This is a genomic window from Olivibacter sitiensis DSM 17696 (genome assembly GCF_000427965.1).
GTDB classification, from domain to species: Bacteria; Bacteroidota; Bacteroidia; order Sphingobacteriales; family Sphingobacteriaceae; genus Olivibacter; species Olivibacter sitiensis.
The window spans coordinates 58,809-84,646 of record NZ_ATZA01000014.1 but is presented as its reverse complement, the minus strand read 5'-3'; the positions used below and the strand labels follow the sequence as shown (position 1 = coordinate 84,646).

The 25,838-nt window shown below is 41.7% G+C and carries 22 protein-coding genes; 3 read left to right on the top strand and 19 right to left on the bottom strand.

Annotation, left to right across the window (positions count from 1 at the left end; translation table 11 throughout):
• Window positions 1-12 precede the first annotated feature (12 nt).
• Together A37S_RS0109505 and A37S_RS24190 are read right to left on the bottom strand one after the other, a co-directional pair.
• The gene (locus tag A37S_RS0109505) at window positions 13-2,835 is read right to left on the bottom strand and encodes a 2-oxoglutarate dehydrogenase E1 component (RefSeq protein ID WP_028296789.1); all 2,823 of its coding nucleotides are present in this window, start codon (window positions 2,833-2,835) and stop codon (window positions 13-15) included.
• A 239-nt stretch (window positions 2,836-3,074) separates the two neighbouring features.
• A complete protein-coding gene (locus tag A37S_RS24190) occupies window positions 3,075-4,358 on the bottom strand; it encodes a DASH family cryptochrome (protein WP_051292940.1) in 1,284 nt (427 codons plus the stop codon).
• A gap of 284 nt (window positions 4,359-4,642) precedes the next feature.
• Between A37S_RS24190 and A37S_RS24185 the strand changes: the two genes are divergently transcribed.
• Window positions 4,643-5,356 carry a carboxypeptidase-like regulatory domain-containing protein gene (locus tag A37S_RS24185; RefSeq protein ID WP_169719468.1) on the top strand — a complete coding sequence of 238 codons (714 nt, stop codon included), beginning with the start codon at window positions 4,643-4,645 and terminating at the stop codon, window positions 5,354-5,356.
• Window positions 5,357-5,388: 32 nt separating this feature from the next.
• On the opposite strand, the gene A37S_RS0109490 is transcribed toward A37S_RS24185, so the two are convergent.
• From A37S_RS0109490 to A37S_RS0109470, 5 genes are all read right to left on the bottom strand, one after another.
• Window positions 5,389-6,162, bottom strand: coding sequence for a glycerophosphodiester phosphodiesterase (locus A37S_RS0109490; protein ID WP_028296788.1), 774 nt, complete (start codon window positions 6,160-6,162; stop codon window positions 5,389-5,391).
• Between the two features lie 137 nt (window positions 6,163-6,299).
• Window positions 6,300-7,874 carry a calcineurin-like phosphoesterase C-terminal domain-containing protein gene (locus A37S_RS0109485; RefSeq protein WP_028296787.1) on the bottom strand — a complete coding sequence of 525 codons (1,575 nt, stop codon included), beginning with the start codon at window positions 7,872-7,874 and terminating at the stop codon, window positions 6,300-6,302.
• A gap of 86 nt (window positions 7,875-7,960) precedes the next feature.
• A complete protein-coding gene (locus tag A37S_RS0109480; RefSeq protein WP_028296786.1) occupies window positions 7,961-8,695 on the bottom strand; it encodes an MIP/aquaporin family protein in 735 nt (244 codons plus the stop codon).
• Window positions 8,696-8,706: 11 nt separating this feature from the next.
• Window positions 8,707-10,233, bottom strand: coding sequence for a glycerol kinase GlpK (gene glpK / locus A37S_RS0109475; protein ID WP_028296785.1), 1,527 nt, complete (start codon window positions 10,231-10,233; stop codon window positions 8,707-8,709).
• A 32-nt stretch (window positions 10,234-10,265) separates the two neighbouring features.
• Window positions 10,266-11,867 carry a glycerol-3-phosphate dehydrogenase/oxidase gene (locus A37S_RS0109470; RefSeq protein ID WP_084163836.1) on the bottom strand — a complete coding sequence of 534 codons (1,602 nt, stop codon included), beginning with the start codon at window positions 11,865-11,867 and terminating at the stop codon, window positions 10,266-10,268.
• Between the two features lie 221 nt (window positions 11,868-12,088).
• On the opposite strand from A37S_RS0109470, the gene A37S_RS0109465 reads away from it, so the two are divergent.
• Window positions 12,089-12,937, top strand: coding sequence for a universal stress protein (locus A37S_RS0109465; RefSeq protein WP_028296783.1), 849 nt, complete (start codon window positions 12,089-12,091; stop codon window positions 12,935-12,937).
• 9 nt (window positions 12,938-12,946) lie between these two features.
• On the opposite strand, the gene A37S_RS0109460 is transcribed toward A37S_RS0109465, so the two are convergent.
• Window positions 12,947-13,855, bottom strand: a complete 909-nt coding sequence (locus A37S_RS0109460) for a bestrophin family protein (RefSeq protein ID WP_028296782.1) — start codon at window positions 13,853-13,855, stop codon at window positions 12,947-12,949.
• A gap of 161 nt (window positions 13,856-14,016) precedes the next feature.
• Here A37S_RS0109460 and A37S_RS24180 point away from each other — a divergent pair, with 161 nt between their 5' ends.
• Window positions 14,017-16,482: a TonB-dependent receptor gene (locus A37S_RS24180; protein WP_036602019.1), complete on the top strand. Its 2,466-nt coding sequence runs from the start codon at window positions 14,017-14,019 to the stop codon at window positions 16,480-16,482.
• A gap of 83 nt (window positions 16,483-16,565) precedes the next feature.
• Here A37S_RS24180 and dnaK read toward each other — a convergent pair whose 3' ends face one another.
• The 11 genes from dnaK to secY all read right to left on the bottom strand — a co-directional run bounded on the left by dnaK (window position 16,566) and on the right by secY (window position 25,837).
• The gene (gene dnaK / locus A37S_RS0109450) at window positions 16,566-18,482 is read right to left on the bottom strand and encodes a molecular chaperone DnaK (protein WP_028296781.1); all 1,917 of its coding nucleotides are present in this window, start codon (window positions 18,480-18,482) and stop codon (window positions 16,566-16,568) included.
• A 164-nt stretch (window positions 18,483-18,646) separates the two neighbouring features.
• Window positions 18,647-19,759 carry a class I SAM-dependent methyltransferase gene (locus tag A37S_RS0109445; RefSeq protein ID WP_245586346.1) on the bottom strand — a complete coding sequence of 371 codons (1,113 nt, stop codon included), beginning with the start codon at window positions 19,757-19,759 and terminating at the stop codon, window positions 18,647-18,649.
• A gap of 164 nt (window positions 19,760-19,923) precedes the next feature.
• Window positions 19,924-20,469 carry a 50S ribosomal protein L17 gene (gene rplQ / locus A37S_RS0109440; RefSeq protein ID WP_028296779.1) on the bottom strand — a complete coding sequence of 182 codons (546 nt, stop codon included), beginning with the start codon at window positions 20,467-20,469 and terminating at the stop codon, window positions 19,924-19,926.
• 140 nt (window positions 20,470-20,609) lie between these two features.
• Window positions 20,610-21,602: a DNA-directed RNA polymerase subunit alpha gene (locus A37S_RS0109435; RefSeq protein WP_028296778.1), complete on the bottom strand. Its 993-nt coding sequence runs from the start codon at window positions 21,600-21,602 to the stop codon at window positions 20,610-20,612.
• A gap of 83 nt (window positions 21,603-21,685) precedes the next feature.
• Entirely contained in the window at window positions 21,686-22,294 is a 609-nt protein-coding gene (rpsD, locus tag A37S_RS0109430) for a 30S ribosomal protein S4 (RefSeq protein WP_028296777.1), read from the bottom strand.
• Window positions 22,295-22,362: 68 nt separating this feature from the next.
• Window positions 22,363-22,752 (bottom strand): 30S ribosomal protein S11, encoded by a 390-nt coding sequence (rpsK, locus tag A37S_RS0109425; RefSeq protein ID WP_028296776.1) that lies wholly within the window; start codon window positions 22,750-22,752, stop codon window positions 22,363-22,365.
• Between the two features lie 16 nt (window positions 22,753-22,768).
• Window positions 22,769-23,146: a 30S ribosomal protein S13 gene (gene rpsM, locus A37S_RS0109420; RefSeq protein WP_028296775.1), complete on the bottom strand. Its 378-nt coding sequence runs from the start codon at window positions 23,144-23,146 to the stop codon at window positions 22,769-22,771.
• Window positions 23,147-23,248: 102 nt separating this feature from the next.
• A complete protein-coding gene (ykgO, locus tag A37S_RS26620; protein WP_013665024.1) occupies window positions 23,249-23,365 on the bottom strand; it encodes a type B 50S ribosomal protein L36 in 117 nt (38 codons plus the stop codon).
• A gap of 42 nt (window positions 23,366-23,407) precedes the next feature.
• Complete coding sequence (gene infA / locus A37S_RS0109415) at window positions 23,408-23,626, bottom strand: translation initiation factor IF-1 (RefSeq protein WP_028296774.1); 219 nt, start codon at window positions 23,624-23,626, stop codon at window positions 23,408-23,410.
• A gap of 66 nt (window positions 23,627-23,692) precedes the next feature.
• Window positions 23,693-24,487 (bottom strand): type I methionyl aminopeptidase, encoded by a 795-nt coding sequence (map, locus tag A37S_RS0109410; protein ID WP_028296773.1) that lies wholly within the window; start codon window positions 24,485-24,487, stop codon window positions 23,693-23,695.
• A gap of 6 nt (window positions 24,488-24,493) precedes the next feature.
• Window positions 24,494-25,837, bottom strand: a complete 1,344-nt coding sequence (gene secY / locus A37S_RS0109405; protein WP_028296772.1) for a preprotein translocase subunit SecY — start codon at window positions 25,835-25,837, stop codon at window positions 24,494-24,496.
• Window position 25,838 lies beyond the last annotated feature (1 nt).

Sequence of the window (25,838 nt, the reverse complement as noted above, 5' to 3'; positions counted from 1 at the left end):
TAGTTATATGTTTTAATCTACTTTTTCGGCTTCCTTTGTTGCTTTTTTTACATTTTTCTTGGCAGCTGGAGGCACGCTATCAGAATCAAATGCCCTAGCTATGAGCGATAGTTGTTGCTGATTATGTTGCTTGGAATAGCCGGTTGCAGTACTGCTACTTTCTCTTCTTGAAATCACATCCAACTCCACACTAGTCTTACGATATTTACGGCAAATATATGGCCAAGCTCCCATGTTCTCTGGTTCTTCCTGTACCCAGAAAAACTTATCTGCATTTTTGTACTTATTCCGGATAGTCCTTATTTTCTCTGTGGGGGCGGGATATAATTGTTCTACCCGTACAATAGCCACATCTTTCCGTTTGTCATCCTGCTGCTTCTTCAACAAGTCGTAGTATATCTTACCCGTGCAAAACAAAACACGCTTTACGTCTTTGTTTACCACATAGCCGTCATCAATTACCTCTTGAAAATGTCCTTCGGTAAATTCTTCTTGCGAACTTTTCACAAGAGGGTGACGAAGCAAACTCTTGGGTGTGAACACAATAAGCGGTTTGCGAAAATCACGATGCAACTGCCTTCTCAACAAATGGAAATAGTTTGCAGGGGTTGTACAATTGGTGACTTGCATATTATTTTCCGCGCATGCTTCCAAAAAGCGTTCAACACGCGCTGAAGAGTGCTCAGGCCCTTGTCCTTCATAACCATGCGGAAGCAATAACACCAAACCGTTGGATCTTCTCCATTTTGTTTCGGCACTGGTCAAATATTGATCAACTATGATTTGTGCACCGTTATAAAAATCTCCAAACTGTGCTTCCCAAACCGTCAAGCAGTTAGGATTTGCAAGAGCATATCCATAATCAAATCCCAAGACACCGTATTCGGACAACAAGGAGTTGTAAATATCAAATTTCACGTCCCCTTTCTTTATCTGACGTAACGGAACATATTCCTCCTCAGAATCTTGCAAGGTAATGACAGCATGTCTATGAGAAAATGTTCCCCGCTTCACGTCCTCACCACTGATACGCACCCGATATCCTTCATCTAGCAACGTGCCGTATGCCATAAGCTCTCCCATAGCCCAGTCATAAGATTTATCATCCACCATCTTACGACGGCTCTCGAACAACTTCACGGTCTTATTGAAGAAATCCTTCCCTTTTGGTAGTTCTGTTATCTTCTTAGCTATTTGAACGAATCGTTCTTCGTTCACAGCGGTGTCGGCTGGCGTAAATATATCTTCGTAGCGGGCGGGTTTAAGTCCTTTCCAAGCCCCCGAAAACATGGGGTTAGAATCTGTCAAACTATCCTGCTCACGCGATTCATCCAAACGTTGCTGGAGCAGCCCCTTAAACTCCTTCTCCATGGCATTGGCCAACTTTTCATCTATATCTCCTTCCTCTATTAGTTTCTTGATATAAATCTCACGAGGATTAGGGTGATTGGTTATTGCCTTATATAATTTGGGTTGGGTAAATTTAGGTTCATCAGCTTCGTTATGTCCATATCGTCGGTAACAAAGCAAATCAATATATACATCGGTATGATATTTCTGCCTAAACTCGACAGCCATATTAATAGCCAATACCAAGGCCTCCACATCATCTCCATTTACGTGAAAAACAGGAGACAAGGTAACCTTAGCCAAGTCTGTACAATAAGTGGACGAACGCGCGTCCTTATAATTGGTAGTGAAACCTATTTGATTGTTGATAACCAAATGTATAGTACCACCAGTGGAATACCCATCAAGTTTAGACATTTGCGCCACCTCATATACAATACCTTGACCCGCGATAGCTGCATCTCCATGAATCAAAATCGGGGCAATCTTAGATTTATCACCATCGTATTTCATGTCAATCTTAGACCGCACAATACCCTCTACTACTGGATCTACAGCTTCCAAATGCGAAGGGTTTGGACATAAGCTTAAATGCACATCTTTGCCATCCAAGGTTTTAACATCCGTTGAGTAACCAAGGTGATATTTTACATCTCCCCCAAAATCAGGTTCATTGGTCGAAGAAGCATATGTCTTACCTTCAAATTCGGAAAAAATATCTTTATATGTTTTTCCTAAAATATTGGCCAGCACATTGAGTCTTCCCCTGTGTGCCATGCCTATGACAAATTCTTTGATACCTAAATCGGCGCCTTTCTCTATGACTGAGTCTAAAGCTGGAATAGCACTTTCCGCACCTTCTAACGAAAAACGCTTTTGTCCCAAAAACTTCGTTCCCAAAAAACTTTCGAATAGAACAGCCTCGTTTAGTTTTTCTAAAATGCGCTTTTTTGTTTCTACGGAAAAGCTCGGTTTGTTTCTAGTGCTTTCCATCCTTTCCTGTAGCCACTTAACTTTTTCAGGATGGCGAATATAGGTAAACTCGGCCCCTATAGACTGACAATAAGTGTCTTCTATGAGCTGACGTATATCCCTTAACTTGGCAGCCCCCAAGCCCACCTCTACACCTGCATTGAAGACGGTGTCCATATCTTTCTCTGAAAGATTAAAGGTCTCCAATTCTTTACCTGGGTAGTACGGTCGGCGCTCACGAACAGGATTGGTCTTTGTAAAAAGGTGCCCACGATCTCGGTAACCATGAATCATGTTCAGCACATTGATTTCTTTCAGCATATGGTCTGACACATCCCCACCTTCTCGCGGCGAAGACAAAGTTTCTCCATTTTCTGCTGAATGACCAAAATCAAATCCTTCAAAAAATTTCTGCCATCCAAAATCAACCGAATTTGGATCTTTTTTATAATCCTGATACAAAGAATCTATATAACTAGAGTCTGCGTTATTTAAATATGATAATGTAGCCATTTTAATTAGATTAAGGCAAAGTTATAAAATATCCAATGTAAAACACACTAAATCACACTTTTTATGGGCATTACATTGCGAACCAATTTCTTTAAAAAAACAATATTTTGCAAAAACAGCATAGTATTTATCAAAAAAAGACAAAGGTTTATCACACGAAGTTATTTTTGTTTTTTTTCGAACAAAACACAAAATTTAGTTAGTATTTAAAAACATCGTTACAATTGAATTCTTCAGGTTTATTTACGAGCAATTTCCATCACACTTTTACATGTCTGTTTTTTTTTCTGTAAATAATCTTTGCACAGCTTGTCAAAATTTTTAGGTGCATTTTCCTTTTTACTTGTACCTACACCTGCCACATGAGCCCAATTGCCATAACCTGATGCAGGACAGTAGTCTACTAATGCATATTCAAAATATCTCGCACCAAGAAGATGACTCACACGCAAGTCATGTATCAGATAATGCGCAGCTAGCAACCTTGCTTCATGACTTATAAAACCTGTTCGGTTAAGAGACTGCATAATCTCGTCAACAAGCACATGCCCCGTCTCTCCCTCGCACCAATTTTTGAACGAAGCATTTTCAAAACTTAGATCATACGTTAGCTCCTCGTCGGAGAAACCATTGGGTTGAAAGAAAATGCTTTGATATTTCTTGAACATGAAACGATAATAATCGCGCCATAGCAGCCCTATCAGAAGACTGTCATATATCCTGTAAGGCAACTGATCCTTATGTTCGTTTATAAACTTATAAATACTGTGAACTGAAATGCAGCCCATCTGAATCCATGGGGAGAGTAAGCTATGTCCATCCTTTGCTTCCTGAATCGACACCGAGAGAAGATCTCTAATAACAATCCATGCCTGAGACTCCCCACCGTGGAAAACCGATGCGCTGGAAAGCTTTATATCTTCATCATCATATCCGAGTTCGGCAAGACTAGGCACTTCCCCCTCGTCCTGCAATACCGGCACAGCGATGCTGCTCGGCCCTTCAGACACACCCCTTATAGAGGACTCCCGCTCTATTTTTTTCTTGAAGACAGAGAATTCACTTGGAATATCCTTTATCGGAAAAGGCAAATCTTCCTTGTGATATAGCGTATGCCCTATAATATGCCTCAGATTAAGCTTTAGTTTCCATAATGCAGCTTCTACCAAGCCAGAGATATGTGTTTCTTCTTCTGCTACCTCTCGATGGTGATATACTTCCTTTACCTGATATTCGCTGGCCAACTGCGGAATGATCTCTTCGGGATAGCCTACCCGCACCAATAAATCTCCGCCCAATTCACGAAGAGACAACCTAAGGTCGTGCACGCTTTCCAATAAGAAATTAGCCCTAAAAACACCCGTTCTTTTTATCTTGCTTGTTTCATCTTCGGAGAAATACCGAGGGTCGAAAATATAGACTGGCAAGACAAGATCAGCCCGTTCAATCGCCGTCAAAAGGATTTCATTATCCTGCACCCGCAAATCGTTCCGAAACCAAACCAACAAGGTATCTTTAACCATTCTAAATAAAGTCTAAATTCTCCAAATATATGGTTTTTACTCCCATCCCAAAGAACCCAAAATTTCTGTTCAAACAATAATTACACTAATCATACATTTCTTACGAGGATTTAATTCTCTTGCCGATTGCGAAGGAGTACAAATGTTTTTTAGAAACAAAATTTAACAATTTTTAGCATAACAATAGCACGGCTTTTGCTTATGTTTACCGAGTAAAAAGGTCACTATATAACATGAATGCCAGATTGTATATTCTCTCAGCAATATTTTCTGTTTCTATACACATGCAGCTTAGAGCTCAAAATGTGGGGCATATAAAAGGTGTTGTGACTGAACAAAATGGTGCACAGCGCATTGGTGATGTGTCTATCGTAAACAAACGCACACAAGACAGGGCACTGACAAATATGCTGGGAAATTTCGATATAGCTGCATCCGTCGGCGATACTTTGATAGTCACCAAATATGGTTATGCCACCAAAAACCAGCCTATTAGTTCTGCGCAAGATATCGTAATAAGGCTCGATAAGAACTACATGCTAGACGAAGTCACCATCACGGGTAGGAGCAAAAGCCAAGAGATGGAAGATGTCATGAATGATTATCGAAGGCAGGGTGTTTTTAACGATGGAAAGACCAAACCCCTACAGTATGTATTCACTCCGCTCACCGCACTTTACAATGCCTTTGGTTCTGCCCCAAAAAACGCACGTCGCTTCAATCGGTACATGAACAACGAGCTGGAAGAGTCTGTAGTGGACAAAAAGTTCAATAAATACAACGTATCGGAGATTACTGGCCTCAAAGACGATGATCTCAATAGCTTTATGGCCTATTATCGTCCTTCATTCCAAGAATGCCAATATTGGAATGAGTACGATATTCGCAAATACCTGGAAAAATCATTGGCACAGTTTGAGAAAGATGGAAAGCCGAAGTTTCAGGCCCTACCGAAAATAGACATCCCCCCACAGGACCTCAACAAAAAGGACAATTGAGTTGAACAATTATTCCCGTTTGCCAGCCCGTCCTATTCTCCTTTAAGTTCCCGCAAGGCAAGTTCTGGTTCGTCGGTCGTGATGAAATCTATCCTTTGCTCTATGAGTTTCTTTATATCCTCTATCTTATTGACAGTCCAAGAGTTAACAGTCAACCCTATCTTTTGGGCCTCTCCTAACCATTCTGGATTCTTATCAAACAAGGAAAAATGATAGTCAATACCACTGTAACCAGCTTTCTTAGCTTCTGCGGGTGTCTTATCTCCATTTAGATAAGACACTTCAGCTTCACTATCGAGTGTCTTGATAAGCTCGCCCGCATCAAAGTCGAAACAGATATACTCTATCAATTCCTTCGCTCCCAGGTTTTTCACCAGTTCGATAGACTTTCTCGCGGCTTCCAATGTACGATCTTTCCCTTTTCTAGAAGTTTTCAACTCGTAAATAAGCTTTGTGTTTTTTTGCTTCAGTCCTTCTTTAATATAGGCTTCAGCCGTAGGAATCTTTTCGCCATTGGGATGACTTTTGCTCAGAAGTTGCTCATAAGTAGACTCTTCTATTTCCAAGCCGTAAAAATCGTGATCATGGTTCACCACGAGTACATCGTCTTTCGTAAGATGCACATCGAATTCTGATCCGTAACAACCCAATTCAATTGCTCTATTTAGTGAAGCCAACGAATTTTGTGGCAAACCTTCGGTCTTCCAAGCCCCGCGGTGAGCAATCACCTTAGTAGTAGTACTTTGTGCAAGAAGCATGTTACTGAATAAACAAATAGCAACGCAAATAGCAAATATTTTTTTCATGTTCATAGTTAGCTGTTCATTAGCTTCAAATGAAGCTAATCAAAATTTATACTGAGTTCAAATATCATTATTTCCGATAGAGGACACAAGATTTTCGCATTTAACTTTTTCAAAAGAAAGAACTGCAAAAATCACCATCATTTTTCTGCTATTACTTTTATGGTCTTTGACTGCAAGAAAGTCTTGCCGAACATATCTGTAGCCCTCACTTCCAACACATAGGTACCGACCTCCCAACGAGGCAGTGATGCTTTCCACAAATGAGACGAAAGTACAGGGTTCGACGGCCGCTTTCCCTCTATTGGCTCTTTGGCAAGATCCCACAGGTAGAGATTGTCTAGGTAAAGCGGATCGGTCTCTTCTGCATACTGCATGTCTTTCCATTCACCTCCGTTAATTCTGTACTCTACTTTATCTCCTTCCTTACCAACAAAGAAGTTTGCATATACAGGGTAACGATGACTCTGTCCCTGATAAATATAATCTGGCGCGGCGATTTCAATCTGATAGCTATTGTCTTTTCCAGCAACCTTGTAATCAAAGCTATATTGATTACCATTGATCCGCAAAAAGGCATATCCCTTCGGGGTACCATCTCTCATGGTAGATGTAGGAGTACCCATTTCGTCCATAGCCCCTGAATACCAGTCGCCATTTGTAGTTCCCACATTATACTCGTGGTAAGGTTTATTTCCTTGCCAACCATCATCTTCACCACAATAAAATTGCGTCTGAAAATGAGTGTGAGCCGATAGTCCCAAAACATGAGGAAAATCTTTCAATATAGAAAACAGGCGTTTCCTATCCTCCTGTCTGAAAACATTTTCATCACCAAATAGCGGAATGTGATAGGAGATTACGACCAACTTATCTTTTGGAACAAATTTGAGATCATTCTCAACAAAATCTAATTGACTTTTTCGGAAACCACCTATATACCCTTTTCCCGTATATGGATTAGGGTAGATAATATCATCCAAAACAATGAAGTGAGCATTCCCATAATTGAACGAGTAGTTATTGGGACCAAAAGACCTTTCGAAAGCTTCATCGGAAAGCGAATCTACGTCCACGTCATAATTCATATCGTGATTCCCCATCACATTGAACCAAGGAAGGGCTACTCCCGCTATTGCTTCCTTGTAATCATCATGTAGTGACAGATCATCGCCAACCAGGTCTCCTAATGTCAATCCAAACAACGCCTCTCCTTTTGTCTTTACAGCTTCATCCACAATCGCTTTCTTGAAGTAGGCTACCTCTGCCTTATTATATGGCTGAGAGTCTCCAAAGATCATTGCCAAGAAATTGCTTGATTCCCCTTGTTCCTTAACCAGTCCAAAATCAACGCTCTTGGGCAAGCGGCCAGTAGGAGCAACTCCCGCATATTTTAACTCTGGGGAGCCTTTTGGTTTATGTATATAATAAAATTGAGGCTGGTATCTATCATTGATAGGCAAGGAATAATTGGCAGGCTTGATCACAAATATGATGGCGTCCTCACTTATTGGCAATTCATAAAATCCATTTTTGTCGGTTTGAACGACATCCACACCGTTACTTACGGAGACTCCTTCTATTCCCTTGTCTTTTTTGTCCAACTTACCGTTGTTGTCAATGTCGTGGTAAACTTTGCCTTTGACAAAATCCTGCGTGTACGACGAACCGCAGAAACCAAGTATTATAATTACGCTGACTATATACTTTTTCATACAAGTGGTGATTTCGTCAACAAAGAAAGCCATGCTATGTTAATTAACAGTTAACGCAGCGTAATTAAATCGTAAGGGAATTTACCTCAACGGACACATAAATGCACCAAGCAAGCCAATATCGCTCCCATCATAGGCCCTAATACTGGAATCCATGCATAAGCAAAATTAAAGCTTGCCTTATTTCCCAGAGGCAATACGGCATGTACAATTCTAGGCCCCAAATCACGGGCAGGATTAATGGCGTAGCCAGTGGTGCCACCCAAAGACAGCCCTATTACCCATACAACAAATGCAACGGGAATGGCTCCTATAGAACCCAAGCCCATCGGCACTTTACCGTCGGAAACAGACAGCTCTCCTTCCTTAAAATAGAATACCGCAAATATCAGCACAAAGGTGCCTATCACTTCACTAAAAAGATTGACAGGTATGTTCTTAATGGCTGGTGCCGTGCAAAAGACAGCTTGTTTCAATTCTGCATCCTCAGTCTGTTTAAAATGGTCTTGATACACGAGCCAAACAAGAATGGCTCCCGTCATGGCCCCCAACAACTGAGCAATGCCATAATGAACAGCATCCTGCCATTGGATATTGCCCGTAATGGCCATAGCCAAACTCACAGCCGGGTTGAGATGCGCGCCACTAATGGGGCCAGCAACAACCACCGCGGTAAAAACAGCCAGTGCCCAACCCGTTGTAATCACTATCCAACCACTATTATGGCCTTTTGTTCCTTTCAATAATACATTGGCAACTACTCCCCCACCTAACAAGATAAGGATCGCCGTGCCTATAAATTCTGCTGTAAATGGTGTCATACATTGGCCTCCTACGTTTTTTTGATGCTATGCTTCAGTCCTTCCAGCTTCGCCCATGCCTTTGCGGCCTCAACAGCATTGTTCCAATCCCTTAACTTTTCCTCAACAGCCATATTTGCTTTGGGCTCAAACACCTCGTCTATATTTTGTTGCTGTTCTATTTCCTCAATGTTTGCCCAAAATCCAATCGCCAACCCGGCAAGATAGGCCGCACCGATTGCCGTTATCTCGGTAATTTTTGGTCTAATCACCTTTGCTTGGAGCATATCGGCCTGGAACTGCATCAGCAAGTTGTTGGAAGATGCTCCCCCATCTACTCTCAACTCGGGAATGCGTGCATGCGCATCTGCTTCCATCGCCTTCAGGATATCGACTGTCTGCAGTGCGATGCTTTCCAATGCCGCCAGAGCAACATGTGCAGCATTGCTCCCCCTTGTAAGCCCTACAATGGTGCCCCGGGCATGCGCGTCCCAGTGCGGAGCACCTAGCCCAGCGAAAGCCGGAACTATATATACCCCTCCAGTATCGTTCACCTGCATGGCCAAGCGTTCCACTTCTTTTGCTGTTTTGATGAGACCAAGGCCATCTCTAAGCCATTGCACCACGGCCCCAGCAATGAAGACACTCCCTTCGAGCGCATACACTACTTTATCGCCAATCTGCCATGCTACGGTAGTGATAAGATTATTTTTGGATAAAATCGGTTTCTCACCAATGTTCATAAGCATAAAGCAGCCCGTACCATAAGTGTTTTTTACCATGCCCTGTTTTATGCAGAGCTGTCCAAAAAGGGCGGCCTGCTGGTCGCCAGCAATACCGGCAATGGGAATCTTTGCCGTTAGGATCTTACCGGCAGTTTCTCCGTAGATTTCACTGCAAGATTTCACCTCGGGCAACATGCTTTTGGGTATAGCGAACAAGTCTAACAGTTCCTGATCCCAAGCCATATTATGTATATTGTAAAGCATGGTACGAGAAGCATTGGTCACATCCGTAACGTGTTTCTCTCCTGCTGTTAGATTGTAAATAAGCCAACTGTCCACTGTCCCGAAAGCCAGTCTCCCCGCTTCTGCCATCGCTCTGGCACCATCTACCTGATCAAGTATCCATTTTATCTTCGTAGAAGAAAAGTAAGAATCAATTAGCAGCCCAGTCTTGGCCTGTACAAGCTCCCCGTAGCCCTTGCTGCGCAATTCATCGCAATAATCTGCTGTTCTCCTATCCTGCCATACGATAGCATGATAAATAGGTTTGCCTGTTTCCCTATCCCAAACGACCACTGTTTCTCGTTGATTCGTGATGCCGATGGCAGCAATATCAGAAGCATTGAGATCTGCTTTCACCAGAACCTCCGTCACTACAGCAATTTGCGATGACCAGATTTCACGAGCATCATGCTCTACCCACCCTGGGTGCGGATAGTATTGTTTGAATTCTCTCTGAGCAATGTCGACGATCGCCCCTTTTTTGTCAAAAACAATGGCTCTGGAGCTTGTGGTGCCTTGGTCTAGCGCCAAAATATATTTTTCCTGCATCATAATTTGGTTTTCTATTTGGTCCTTTTTATGTTTTATATCGGTACCGGCATTGCCTTTATAAGATACCCTTCTGCCAGCTCGCTAAAAGCACGTACCTGTTCACTTGCCCATTTTTCGTCTTTGTGAAATTCCTTCTGGAGCAAGGCAGCCACCTTAGGTGCCATTTCAATGGCAGCACGGGCATCCAGAAAAAGTATCCTTATCCTCCTCGCCAGTACATCCTCCACCGTTCTAGCCATCTCATACCTGGCTGCCCATATAACTTCAGCCGCTATATGTGGATGAACTGGATGCAGCCTCTCGGCGAGCGACTCCTTTTCTGCCGCCAACTCGCGGATAGCTTTGGCATCACAACCATAAATACTCAAATAAGAATCGTCTTTTTCTAAACTATAACCATGAATTCTTAGATCGAACGTTTGACAGTTCTTTTTTGGTAAGCGGCCTATCCGCATTGCTGTATCAACGGCATCTTCGGCCATCTTACGATAAGTAGTCCATTTACCGCCAGTTATGGTAATCAATTGTGATTCGCTTAGCACCAACTTATGATCTCGGGAGATCTCCTTGGTACTTTCGGTTCCATCCCTTGGAGCTGCCAGCGGGCGCAAACCAGCAAAAACACTTAACACATCGCTAAGTTTAGGTTTTCGGACGAGGTATTGCCCCGCGGTTTTCAGAATAAAATCGACTTCACTATCTAAGGCCCTAGGTTCCAGTGCATGTACATCCAGAGGCGTATCGGTAGTACCCAGCAAAAGGTGTTCATGCCAAGGCACTCCGAACAGCACCCGCCCGTCACTGGTTTTAGGGATCATCAGGGCACTGCTGCCTCCCAAAAATGAACGAGAAACTACCAAGTGTACACCCTGGCTTGGCCTCACCATTGGTACGTGATCCAGATTGTCCATCGACAGGATATCATCTACAAACACGCCAGTAGCATTCACAGTAGCTTTTGCTTTTATTTCATGGGCCTCTCCTGTTTCTTCATCGACGAATTCTACACCGCTTATATTTCCAGATACATCCTTACTGAGCTTTACCACCTGCGCATAGTTGAGCAATGTGGCACCATACTCAGTGGCAGTCTGGCTGATATTTACAGCAAGTCTGGCGTCGTCAAATTGGCCATCAAAGTATTCAATCCCTCCTTTCAACCCTTCATCCACTATGCCGCTGAGTCTCTCCACCAATCTTCTGTTTGATATAAAGCTAGATTTCCCTATGCGATGGCGGCCTCCCATCCAATCATATAATTTGAGGCCTACAAGAAACTTGATCTTTGAAAGGAAGCTATAACAGGGAATGACAAAACTCTGCACATGTGCCACATGTGGGGCATTCCTAAAGATGATTCCCCTTTCCCGCAATGCCTCATAGACCAATTTTATATTGCCCTGAGCCAAATAACGCACGCCACCGTGAACCAGTTTGGTACTACGGCTTGATGTTCCTTTTGAAAAATCTGCCTGTTCAAGCAACAGGGTTTTGTAACCCCTAGAAGCCGCGTCTAACGCTATCCCCAATCCCGTAGCGCCACCACCTATTATGGCAATGTCCCAAATATGGGTATCCCTAATTTCTCGAAGGCTCCTTTCCCTATCCAAATACCTTGTTGTTCTATGTTCCATAGTTTATTACAAAAAACATGCTATCTATATTTGAACATTGGCTCATAGCTTGGTTAAAACAAAAGTAAAAAATTTGTCCACTTGAAGCTACTTGTAATTACAAATGACAGCCGCCATCGTTTTAGCTCTATGCCTAAATTAATTATGCCGCGAGTCATTTTTTCCATAAGGATATAACCTTACTTTTGTTCTGTCGATTCATAGAACTAATTAAGAAGATTATGAAAACTATTTTGGTCCCCACTGATTTTTCCTCCAATGCCATGGCTGGGGTAAGAATGGCTTTAGATATGGCGTCACTAATGCAGGCAAAACTTTTGTTTGCATATGTAAAAAGTCCCTCATATAGTCCAAATATCAAAACAAAAGACCAAGAAGAGGACATTCACGAAGACTTGGACGACCAAAATTACCTGTCTAAACTAAATAAGTTGGTCGAAGACTTATATCTAGAAAGCCAAAAACGTCCAGTTGATCAATCTCTTTTAATAATTAAGGGAGTGCGAGCAGACGCTGCTCTACTCAATTACATGGAGAAGCACGATGATATTGACTATATTGTAATGAGCACAAGAGGAACTGGTAATCGCTTAGATCGATTTTTGGGTACTAACACGGGAAATATCATCACCAAGTCTCACGTTCCTGTGGTGGCAGTTCCTGCTGATTATAACCCTAGCTCATTGTCCAAGTTGCTCTATGCAACTGATTTCACGAACTATAAACACGAACTTGAAAGAATTGTTCCCTTTGTCAAGCTCATGCACATGTCGCTAGAAATATTGCACTTTCTATCCTTAGAAACCATGGTCTTAGATCTGAAAAAAGAAGATATCGAGGAAACCATCCAACAGGAATATGGAATAGATCTTGTAGTTGCCTTTGAAAACAAAGATGTCTGGCATTCACTAATACATAATCTAAGAAAAGAGATCGAAAAACGTTCACCATCTATCGTGGCATTATTCACCAATCAGCACAGAAACTTTTTCCAAAAAATATTCCTTTCAAGTAAAGCAGAGGAACTGTCTTTTCACACCAGCGTACCTTTATTGGTATTCAACAAATAATTTCACAGGTCAAGTTTGGTAGTAGTATTTCTTGTTGACCATATTGACAGTATATGCCCTACCTATCTGTTCATTCAATGAATGCTCTATGGTATGGCACATGGCATCTAAAGCCAAATCATTAGGCTCGGTTCCGAAAGGCTCGCTAATTTCATCAATAATAGCATCCAATGCTATAAAGGTATAGGCAATGAACGTCACCATGATAGGTGTCATCCATCCCACTGCATCTACCAAGCCAAAAGGAAGCAAAAAGCAATACAAGTACACTGTACGATGCAATAGCACATGATAAGAAAACGGAATGGGCGTATTATTAATGCGTTCGCACCCTCCCAATATTTCCGACAATTTATTGACGTTGTTGTCTATTCCCATCAGTACGATACTGTCGATTTCTCCTTTATCCAATTGCCCTTTTAGCAACAAGGATATCTCATCTAATACACTTACGGGTTTGAAATGCCTGTCGCTCACTTTTCCCGCAAGCTGCTTAGGAAGCAGACGCACCAAATCCTCCTCTGCCATGGTCCCGCGCAATTGATGCTTCAATGCGTAAGAAAAGGCAATAACCAGTTGGGTAAATTCCTCATGTACACTGCGAGGCAGATAAGCCTTTGCCTGCCTAACGAGTGAGCGCGAGTCAATTATCAAAGCTCCCCATAGCTTACGGCCTTCCCAAAAGCGGTCGTAGCTGGCCGTATTGCAGAACCCCAAAAAAATGGCCAAAGCCACCCCAAGTAAGGTAAAGACCACCGGAGACAATGGGATCTTGTAGCTAAAAAAAGCGCCATGCAGCCAAGTGACCAGTATAGAAAAAATCAACACTAAGAGCAATTGGGGAATAATATGCGACAAGACAGACCCTTTCCATATGAAAAGCATCTTAAACCAGTTTTCTCGCGGACGGATAATCATTTCATTTTTTCTTCCAAAGTTGCTAATAAAATCTCATCGCACAATGAATATTCGCACACAAATTGTAACGAGTTATTTACCTTACCCCTAGTTTATTTATCCCGAAACTTGTAACATTTCGTTAGGTGACTCGACTAACGAATGAAACAGCTAATAAATATATGAAACAGCTAATAAACATAAAAATGCAAAGTATAGGTGTGGCCATGGCCGTTTTGTTCATGGCTTGGTTTGGGACTAGTTATGCCCAACAGGGAAAGGGAACTATATCTGGATCGGTCATCGATTCCATAACGAAAAAAGGAGTAGACTTTGCCACACTAAGTGTGACAAAAAGTGGAAGTGTAGATTTAGTCACGGGAGGTCTAGCCAATGAAAATGGTGGATTTAAGATAGAAAATCTATTACCCGGCAAATACAAACTCGTTGTAAGCTTTTTGGGCTATGGGTCTCGAACCATCGACCCCATCTTCATCACCACAGATAAACCAGATGTCGATTTAGGTAGTCTCATATTGGCACCACTCACCAATACCTTGGCAGAGGTGGAAATAGTGGGACAGGCTCCGTTGATAGAGAACAAGGTAGATAGGGTTGTATACAATGCCGAGCAAGACATTACGGTATCGGGAGGCAACGCAGCCGATGTGTTGCGGAAGGTGCCCCTGCTTTCGGTAGACATGGATGGCAATGTGTCACTTAGAGGTGATCAAAATGTACGTATATTTATCAATGGTAAACCCTCTGGGGCTATGAACAGCAGTGTTGCCGACGCATTGCGCATGATTCCTGCCGATCAGATCAAAAATGTGGAAGTCATCACCAGTCCATCGGCCAAATATGATGCCGAAGGTACTTCGGGCATTATCAACATTGTCACAAAAAAACGCAATGTGGCAGGCATCAACGGCTCTATTGCCGGCGGTATAGGCCTTCGTCAAAACAACATGAATGGCAATCTCAATTACCGTAAAGGCAAGGTAGGTGTCAACGCCAATTTGGGAGGCATGTGGGGTTGGCCAGTCACTACGATATTCAGTTTCGATCAAACGGATCTTTCCGGAAATCCCGTCATTTCGCAGCTTAGCTCGCAAACCGTAACTCGTGGCGGGGGTAGGGGAAACGTAGGCATTGACTATGACATAGACAATAAGAATAGCTTCACGACCAATTTTGCCTACAACCTTTTTCACTTTGGAACTGACGGAAGTGGCTATAGCATTTTCAATGGACAAGACCGCTTGGATAACAGCTCGGACAACCAAAGAGGAAATAAAGGGTTCGACTGGAGTGCAGACTATACCCATAAATTTGATACCCTAGGCAAGGAGATTTCTTTTGCGGGCCAGTTTTCAAAAAACCACAACAATGCAGATTACACAACGTGGTATCAGCAAGAGACTCGTCAAGACGAACTAGGTAAAAATAGAGGTGTCAATGATGAACTGACCTTGCAAGTAGACTACGTGCATCCTATTCAGAAATCTAAACTCGAATTGGGTGCCAAAACGATACTGAGAGATATTATCAGTGATGCCGATATCAGCCTCTGGGAAAACGGCGCTTTTGTACATAGCCCAACCCGCTCCTATGTTTACGCCTATGACCAGAATGTGGTTGCTGGCTACGCAAACATCACTACGCCCCTGGGTAAACAATATGAACTGATGGCAGGGGTAAGATATGAATACACGCAGATTAACGGAGATGCGATAGCGAATATACCTTCGTTCAATAGCGATTATCATAATGTATTGCCCAGCTTGATCTTGTCTCGCAAATTAGGGACAATGTCCACACTGAAATTGAGCTATAATCAACGCATACAACGGCCGAGCCTGTTCTTCCTCAACCCCTTCCGTAATGAGGCCGATCCCGTAAACCAGAGCGAAGGCAATCCGGAATTGGATCCAGAGCTGTCCCACAATATCGAATTGGGCTATTCCACCGTGGTCAAAAAACTGGTGCTTAATACCGCGCTATATTATAGACAAACCAATGATGTTATCGAAAGCATCTTTCAAAATATCGGTACGGAAGAATCGCCTATCGTCTTGCAAAGTTTCGACAATATAGGCACCATACACTCATTTGGAACGAATATTTTCGCTCAGTATACCCCTTGGAAAATATTGACCCTAAGGGCTAATTCCAATATCTTCACCTACAACAATAATGTAGGCAATGTATCCGGCAGCTTGTTGAGCGATATCTCCGAAAAAACATTTGTTCTTTATCAAGCTTTCATTAGCGGTACGCTCAATCTGAACAAAGGCTTCACTGCCGAAACTTTCTTTATACTCAATTCTCCTCGCAGAACCTTCCAAGGTTATAATCCCGCATTCAATATGTGGAGTTTCGGCGTAAAAAAAGAGGTATTGAACAAAAAAGCCTCTATTGGACTCAACGTAATAGATCCTTTCAACGAAACCAAGAACTTTCGCTCACGTATAGAAACAGCCACCTATAGACAAGTAAGCAATGCCGCTGTACCGTTTCGTTCGGTTGGCATCACTTTTAGCTGGAAATTTGGCAAGATGAATTTCAATGCTCCCCAAAAGGAAAGGGGTATAAAAAACGATGATCAGAAAGCTGGAGAAAGCAATCAAGGTTCAGGCAATTTTTAAGGGATCCGCCTTTTTACAAACAAAAAAAGCCCCAGATCAATATGATCTGGGGCTTTTCTATTCAGCGTCTATAACTCAAAAACCTATTTCGAGCTATCGTCCTTCACTTCTTCGAAATCTACATCCGTAACATCATCGGCAGCTTGCTGTTGTCCGGCTTCTCCTTGCGGAGCTCCTTGTTGTCCAGCAGCATCCTGAGATGCTTTGTACATATCTTCGGAAGCAGCATTCCAAGCGGCTTGAAGCTCGGCTTGTACCTCTTCAATTTTTGCGAAATCCTTCGCAGCATGGGCTTCCTTCAATTTTTTCAGTCCATCTTCTATAGGAGCTTTTTTATCTGTTGGAATTTTATCGCCGTACTCTTTCAGTTGCTTTTCGGTAGAGAAGATTAAAGCATCAGCTGCATTCAATTTCTCAATTTCCTCTTTAGCCTTCTTATCTGCATCGGCATTGGCTTCTGCATCAGCTTTCATCTTTTTAATTTCCTCTTCACTAAGACCAGAAGAAGCTTCTATACGGATTTTTTGTTCCTTGCCAGTAGCCTTATCTTTTGCAGATACGTTCAAGATACCATTAGCATCTATATCGAAGGTTACTTCAATTTGAGGCACACCTCTAGGTGCTGCAGGTATTCCATCCAAGTGGAACCTACCTATTGTCCTGTTTTGGGCAGCCATAGGACGTTCACCTTGAAGGATATGGATTTCTACAGATGGCTGGTTGTCAGATGCCGTAGAGAAAGTTTCCGATTTCTTAGTTGGAATTGTTGTATTGGCTTCTATCAATTTGGTCATCACTCCACCCATAGTCTCTATACCCAAGGATAAAGGAGTTACGTCCAAAAGCAACACATCTTTGACCTCGCCGGTAAGCACACCACCTTGAATAGCAGCACCCAGCGCTACTACTTCATCAGGGTTTACGCCTTTGGAAGGCTCCTTGCCAAAGAAGCTCTTTACGGCTTCTTGAATGGCTGGGATACGAGTAGAACCACCCACTAGGATAATTTCATCGATATCACTAGCAGAAAGTCCAGCATTTTTCAATGCAGAGCGACATGGATCGATGGTGCGCTTGATTAAGTCGGCTGCCAAGGACTCAAATTTTGCTCTACTTAATGTACGAACCAAGTGTTTAGGTCCAGAAGCATCTGCGGTTATATATGGCAAGTTGATTTCTGTAGAAGAAGTGCTTGACAATTCTATTTTTGCCTTCTCAGCAGCATCCTTCAACCTTTGCAAAGCCATTGCATCATTGTGCAAATCGAAACCACCGTTTTCATTTTTAAACTCTTCAACCAACCAATCTATAATGACCGAATCAAAGTCATCTCCACCAAGGTGGGTATCACCATCGGTAGATTTCACTTCAAATACGCCATCACCCAACTCTAGGACAGATACATCATGTGTACCACCACCGCAGTCGAAAACCACGATTTTCATATCCTTGTGAGCTTTGTCCAAGCCATAAGCCAAGGCAGCAGCAGTAGGCTCGTTAATAATACGTTTTACATTCAAACCTGCAATTTCACCGGCTTCTTTGGTAGCCTGACGCTCTGCGTCATTAAAATAAGCTGGCACTGTAATGACAGCTTCCGTTACCTCCTGTCCCAAGAAATCTTCTGCTGTCTTCTTCATCTTTTGAAGAATCATTGCCGATATTTCCTGTGGAGTATATTTGCGGTCACCTATTTCCACACGTGGGGTATTGTTATCACCCTTTACCACTTTGTAAGGTACTCGTTTTATTTCATCCTTAACCTCATCGAACGTTCTTCCCATAAACCTTTTGATGGAATATATGGTCTTTTGAGGATTTGTGATTGCCTGACGTTTGGCAGGATCACCCACTTTGCGTTCACCATTATCTACAAATGCAACGATAGATGGTGTGGTACGTTTACCTTCATTGTTTGCAATGACTACAGGCTCATTACCTTCCATCACTGCTACACAAGAATTGGTTGTTCCTAAGTCTATTCCTATAATTTTTGACATCTCTAATATATTTTTATTTTTATGTAGTGATTAAATAAGTTAATTCAATTAGCAAACTCTAATTTACATTAACTTATCAAGCCTTGTGCCAATGTTGAAACTTTTTGAAGCGGACCTCGAAACATGACATCATGTCAGCCCTTCAAACAACAGATGTCGATGGTCTAGTGCGAAAGAGCTAACAACTGCTCAAGGTAGTGGGTAGAAATACCAAAATAAGATTTCAAAGCGGATATTTCAGCTAGAATCTCAGCTTTGCGACTTTCTACAATCTCCTTTTTCTGTTTTATCCCCGTCAACATCACATTTTTCGGGGTGTGCGCGTCGGAAACGAATTGGACTACCTTTGTTTTATAGCCAAAATATTCCATAATAAGTACCCTAAGGCTATCTGTCACCATTTCAGCTTGTCTTTCTAAAAAAATGCCATATTTTGTCAAAGAACTCAATTCATTCTTCTTGATTCCATTTTCCATCTCCCTCCTTATTTGCTTATGGCAACAGGGTGCGACAACAATTAAAGAGGCATTACCTTTGATTGCTTTGCATATAGCGTCATCAGTAGCAGTATCGCAAGCGTGTAGTGCAATGAGCATATCCACCTCGCCATCGTAGTCTATAATACCACCTTGCCTAAAAACAAGTTTATCGAATTTGGAACTTTCTGCGACCTTATTGCATAGGTCTACTAATTCTTGACGATATTCTACCCCGACGAAATCTGGATTGATGTTGTATTCGGTATGCAGAAAGTCATATAAGGCAAATGTCAGATAGCCCTTTCCAGCACCCATATCTACTACATGATGGATTGATGTGGGGTCAACTTCATCTAATAGTGGTTTCAGCAAGGCCAAGAACTGATTAATTTGTTTATACTTATCTTGTCCATGTTTATATACTTGACCATTCGCATCCATAATACCAAGCTCGTGGAGATATAGCTTATCGTTGGATGTTGCTAGTAAGCGTCGTTTTTTCTTATCATGCGCTATATCTTGTTTTTTCAGGCTAGGTGCAAACTCGCGAACACGCCAAAAACCGTCACCTTTCAACTCAAAGGCAAGGTCGCGATCTATCGTAAAAATCCGAACTTGCGAAAACCCGCCAAGAAGATATTCTTTTACCAGCGCTTCTCCTTCACCTCTCGTATAGTTCTTCGTAATATCTCTTGTAGCGTAACGGAAAGTAAAACCCAATTGAATAGAGCCTTTTATGAGCACCTCCCTAACATAAATGTTCCGCATTTCGGCCAAAGTGCCCTGATAACTACTCATGGACAGCTTAACGAAGCTCTTGCTATCGAGAAATGAAGAAAATAGTTCGACTATTTGTATGGTTGAATTGACCATCGACATGACATTAATAAAAACAAAAAAATCCCCTAAAATAGGGGATTGAAATATTGACTTGAATATCGCTTTCTAAAAAGAAAGGAATCTTACTTCTCTTCTTTTGGAGCTTCCTCTTCAGTTGCTGGAGCTTCTTCTTCAGCCACCTCAGATACAGGCTCTGTTACAACCTCACTGTCCGCAACTTCCACAGCTTCTGCAGTAGCAGCTTTCTTCTTGCCACCTCTACGACGAGTCGCCTTCTTTTCTACTTTAGCTTCACCCTTGGTGTATACCTCATTGTAATCCACCAATTCGATCAAAGCCATCTCCGCATTATCACCCATCCTATTGGTCAACTTAATGATACGTGTATATCCTCCTGGACGATTCGCTATTTTCTCAGAGATCTCTCTAAACAAGATCGTTACCGACTCCTTATTTTTCAAATAGCTAAATACCATACGGCGAGAATGTGTAGTATCATCCTTAGACTTGGTAAGAAGAGGCTCCACATATGTCCTAAGGGCCTTAGCTTTGGCTAATGTTGTCGTTATACGCTTATACTTGATTAACGAAACAGACAAGTTAGCCAACAATGCTTTGCGATGGCTAGATGTGCGGCCTAAATGGTTAAATTTTTTTCCGTGTCTCATTGTTTTGTTGTTTTGTGCATACCGTCTCCGAACTTATATAATTGAAAAGCTACAAGGAGGGAATTATGCAACAGGTCGCTTAAAAAATTATGATAAAAATAAATTAATTGCACCGATGTACCTTTCGGTGCCCGAAGGTTTTATTCTTCGTCCAATTTATACTTGGACAAGTTCATGCCAAAGGATAAACCTTTAGACTTTACCAAATCCTGAATTTCAGTTAAAGATTTCTTACCGAAGTTTCTGAATTTTAACATATCGGCTACATCGTAAGAAACCAACTCCGCCAAAGTACGAATATCAGCGGCCTTCAAGCAATTTAACGCTCTGACTGAAAGATCCAAATCTACTAACTCGGTCTTCAAAATCTTGCGCATATGCAATATTTCCTCATCCACTTCTTTGCTTTCTTCTTTTGTTTGAGATTCCAAAAGGATATTCTCGTCAGAAAACAGCATAAAATGGTGGATAAGTATCTTTGCAGCTTCTTTCAAAGCATCTTCAGGATGGATTGAGCCATCGGTAGATATATCCAAGAGCAATTTCTCATAGTCCGTCTTTTGCTCCACACGATAGTTCTCGATCGTGTACTTGACATTCTTTATGGGAGTATAAATAGAGTCAATAGCAATAAGTCCCACAGGAGCATCGCTTACTTTATTTTCTTCCGCATTTACATATCCCCTTCCCTTATTCACTGTCAGTTCGACCTCAAGTGTAACGGAAGAATCCATGTTGCAAATCACCAAGTCTGGATTCAGAACGGTAAAATTGCTAGAAAAGCCAGTAATGTCGCCAGCCTTGAACTGATCCTGTCCATTGAGTACTACGAAAATCTTCTCGCTATCCCCAATTTCACCCGTTTTCTTGAAACGAACCTGCTTGAGGTTAAGTATAATTTCAGTCACGTCTTCAACTACTCCCTTAATAGTAGAAAATTCGTGTGAAACACCAGAGAAACGAACAGACGTAATCGCAAAACCTTCGAGAGAAGATAACAATATACGGCGCAGAGCATTACCTATGGTTACTCCAAAACCAGGCTCTAACGGACGAAATTCAAACGCACCGTCAAAGTCTGTGGATTTTTGCATAATAACTTTATCCGGTTTCTGAAATGCTAAAATTGCCATTTATGTCTATTTAAGATTTATTTTTCAAACACTACAAGGAAAAGCAAGTACCTTATATAGTATTTGCTTTTCCTTATAACTGGTTACTTAGAGTACAATTCGACGATGAGTTGTTCCTTGATATTTTCAGGAATCTCATCACGATTTGGATAATTCAAGAATTTGCCGCTAAGTTCATTAGCATCCCATTCCAACCAGCTAAATTTATTTATTTTCCTACCTGCCACAGAAGATGTAATCGCTTCCAATGATTTGGATTTTTCGCGCACCGTAATGACATCTCCAGGACGCAAGCTATAGGAAGGAATATTCACTACCGATCCATTTACAGTGATATGCCTATGTCCCACCAATTGGCGAGCGGCAGATCTAGTAGGTGCAATACCTAGTCTATAAACGGTATTGTCCAAACGTGCTTCCAAAAACTTAAGGAGGTTCTCACCAGTAATACCTACTTTGGAAGACGCTTTATCGAACAGATTCGAGAACTGACGTTCTAAAACTCCGTACGTATATTTTGCTTTTTGATTTTCTTGCAACTGAACAGCGTATTCAGATTGTTTGCCACGACGCTTAGAAGGGCCGTGCATTCCAGGTCCGTAATTCTTACGTTCCAATGCTTTATCAGGTCCGAATATAGGCTCCCTGAATCTGCGTGCTATTTTGGACTTTGGTCCAGTATATCTTGCCATTTTCTTTTTTTAAAGTATCATTTCGCCAGTTGCGAAAGAATCTTATCTTTAAATTCCGTTAATTAAACTTAAACCCTTCTTCTTTTTGGAGGGCGACAACCGTTGTGAGGCAGTGGAGTGATATCCTTGATAGTAGTTACCTCAATACCTTGGGTTTGAAGAGTACGGATAGCCGATTCGCGACCGGCACCAGGTCCCTTTACAAAAACCTCAACTTTACGCAATCCCAAATCATGGGCCACCTTACCGCAATCTGCAGCTGCTTGAGAAGCGGCATAAGGAGTGTTCTTTTTAGAACCCTTGAAGCCCATCTTTCCAGCAGAAGACCAAGATATGGTCTGACCTGAATTATTGGTCAAAGTGACAATAATGTTATTGAAAGTTGCGTTGATATGAGCCTGACCTACAGGTTCAATCACTACAATACGCTTCTTGGTTACTTTTTTAGTTTTAGCCATTGTATTGTATTAATTATTATTTAGTAGCTTTTTTCTTGTTAGCAACTGTCTTGCGTTTTCCCTTACGAGTACGGGAATTGTTCTTGGTTCTCTGCCCACGCAAAGGTAATCCCTTACGATGACGAAGTCCGCGATAACAACCTATATCCATTAAACGCTTAATGTTAAGTTGTACTTCAGAGCGCAAAGCTCCTTCCACCTTAATTTGATCGTTGATTATTGTACGAATTGCCGTCAATTGCTCATCGTTCCAATCTTGAACTTTTAGGTTCTCGTCGATTCCTGCTTCAGCTAGAATCTTTTGAGCTGTAGATCTTCCTATACCATAGATATAGGTAAGGCCAATTACGCCCCTTTTGTTTCTTGGTAAATCTATACCTGCTATTCTTGCCATACTTCTATTTACGATTTTCTGATATACGATTTTAGATTTTAGATTGATGAATACCGATGTTTATCAGCAACCGTAAATCTAAAATCCACCATCTGAAATTCCTTATCCTTGACGCTGTTTGAATTTAGGATTCTTTTTGTTTATCACAAAAACCTTTCCTTTGCGACGTATGATCTTACAATCAGCACTACGCTTTTTTATAGATGCTCTAACTTTCATCAGTTCTATTTATTTTAAAGTTTTTCAAGCACTTCAAGGTGCCTATTTATACCTATAAGTAATTCTTCCTTTAGACAAATCATAAGGAGACATTTCCAACTTCACCCTATCTCCAGGCAAGATCTTGATATAATGCATACGCATCTTTCCAGAGATATGCGCTATAATTTCGTGTCCGTTTTCAAGCTCCACGCGAAACATCGCGTTTGACAGAGCCTCCTTAATTATGCCGTCTTGTTCAATAGAGGCTTGTTTAGCCATATATATTATTGATTTATATACAATTATACATCCTGCACAAACAGGGTTGCAAAGATAAAAATAAAATTATTGATTATCAACCTTTTTATTTAAAACTTCATCAACGAAAGCATAGGTCGTCAACACATCTGGTTTTCCCTTATTTATTGCAACTGTATGCTCAAAATGTGCGGAAGGTTTGCCATCAACAGTACTCACTGTCCAACCATCGTCCCAAAACCGAACTCCTTTTTTACCCAGATTGATCATAGGCTCTATAGCTATTACCATTCCAAGTTCAAGCTTGACTCCTCGACCTCGGGATCCATAGTTTGGAACTTCTGGCTTTTCGTGCAACGAAAGGCCTACTCCATGGCCTACAAGCTCACGGACAATCCCATATCCATGAGGGATAATATAATCCTGTATAGCGGATGAAATATCGCCCACCCTATTCCCTTTTACGGCAAATTCAACTCCTTTATCCAAGCTTTCTCGAGTAATCCGTAGTAACTGAGCGATATCGTCGTCAATTTCCCCTACACCAAATGTAAAGGCCGAATCGCTAATATAGCCCTTTAAATCCACTCCACCATCTACGCTGATGATATCGCCATCTTTCAGCTCATAGTCGGAAGGAAAACCATGGACAACCTGATCATTTACTGAAATACAGAGCGAATAAGGAAACCCGTTGTAATTAAGAAAGGCTGGGGTTCCGCCATTGTCCTGGATATAATCGTAAGCCAATTTATCCAACGAAATGGTTTTCACCCCTGGCTTTATTTCCTTAGCTATCTCAGCCAGCAATTTAGATAAGATGAGCGCGCTCTCACGGATGCCCTCTATCTGCTCTGCCGATTTTAATATAATTTTAGACATCTTCTATTACAGAGTTGGGTCGGTTACGCCGCTTGCCACAGCATTAGCCCGTCCTTTTACTCGTCCGCTTTTCATCAATCCGTCATAGTGACGCATCAACAAATGGCTTTCTATTTGCTGAATAGTGTCTAGTACTACACCTACCAATATAAGCAGTGAAGTGCCGCCATAGAAATGTGCAAACTGGCTGTTAACGCCCAACTTACCAGCTACAGCAGGTAAAATAGCTATAATAGCCAAAAAGACAGAACCAGGCAACGTGATTTTCGAAATAACACCATCAATGTAATTGCCCGTTGCAAAACCAGGCTTTATGCCAGGTATGAAACCACCATTCTTCTTCATATCATCGGCCATCTGCTGAGGATTGACCATAATTGCCGTATAAAAGAACGTAAATGCGATAATCAATATCGCAAAAGTCACATTATAGGTCACAGAAGTATAGTTAGACAGCGAATCCAAAAAAGAATTCTTCATATCCGGAAAAAACTGGCTCAACGTAAGCGGAACAAACATAATTGCCTGCGCAAAGATTATAGGCATTACGCCAGCCGAATTGACTTTCAAAGGAATGTATTGACGTACACCACCATATTGCTTGTTTCCGACAATTTTCTTAGCGTATTGTACAGGGATTTTCCTTACACCTTGAACTATCATAATGGTAAACACCACTACAAAAAACAATGCCGCCAATTCAACTATGAAAGGAATAAGACCACCGCCTTGACCTCCAACTCTTGCGCCCCATTCACTGATAAGTCCGCTAGGGAGTTGAGCAATGATTCCGACCATGATGATAAGCGAAATACCATTTCCAATTCCCTTATCGGTAATCTTTTCACCCAACCACATCACAAACATAGTACCTGCAGTGAGGATAAAGGTAGATAAAATGGTAAAGGTAGGCTCTCCTATTTCAGACATTCTCATATCAGGTGATATTTGAGATCTTACGTAAGCGACCGCTTGCACCAAGGTGATAACCAAAGTAAGGTACCTGGTTATTTGAGTCATTTTCTTGCGACCACTCTCTCCCTCCTTTTGCAACTTTTGAAAATAAGGAACAGCAATACCTAGCAATTGTACAACAATAGAAGCAGAGATATAGGGCATCACCCCCAAAGCAAATATGGCAGAACGGCTAAATGACCCTCCTGCAAACATATTCAACAGACCAATAAGCCCGTCTTTAGCTTCGGACTGCAATGCCGCTGGATTGATCCCCGGCAATACAATGTGCGACCCTATCCGATAAATCAAAAGAAACAAAAGCGTATTTAAGATACGCGTTCTTAAATCTTCGATTTTCCAAATATTGGTTAAGGTTGAGATCAGCTTCTTCATC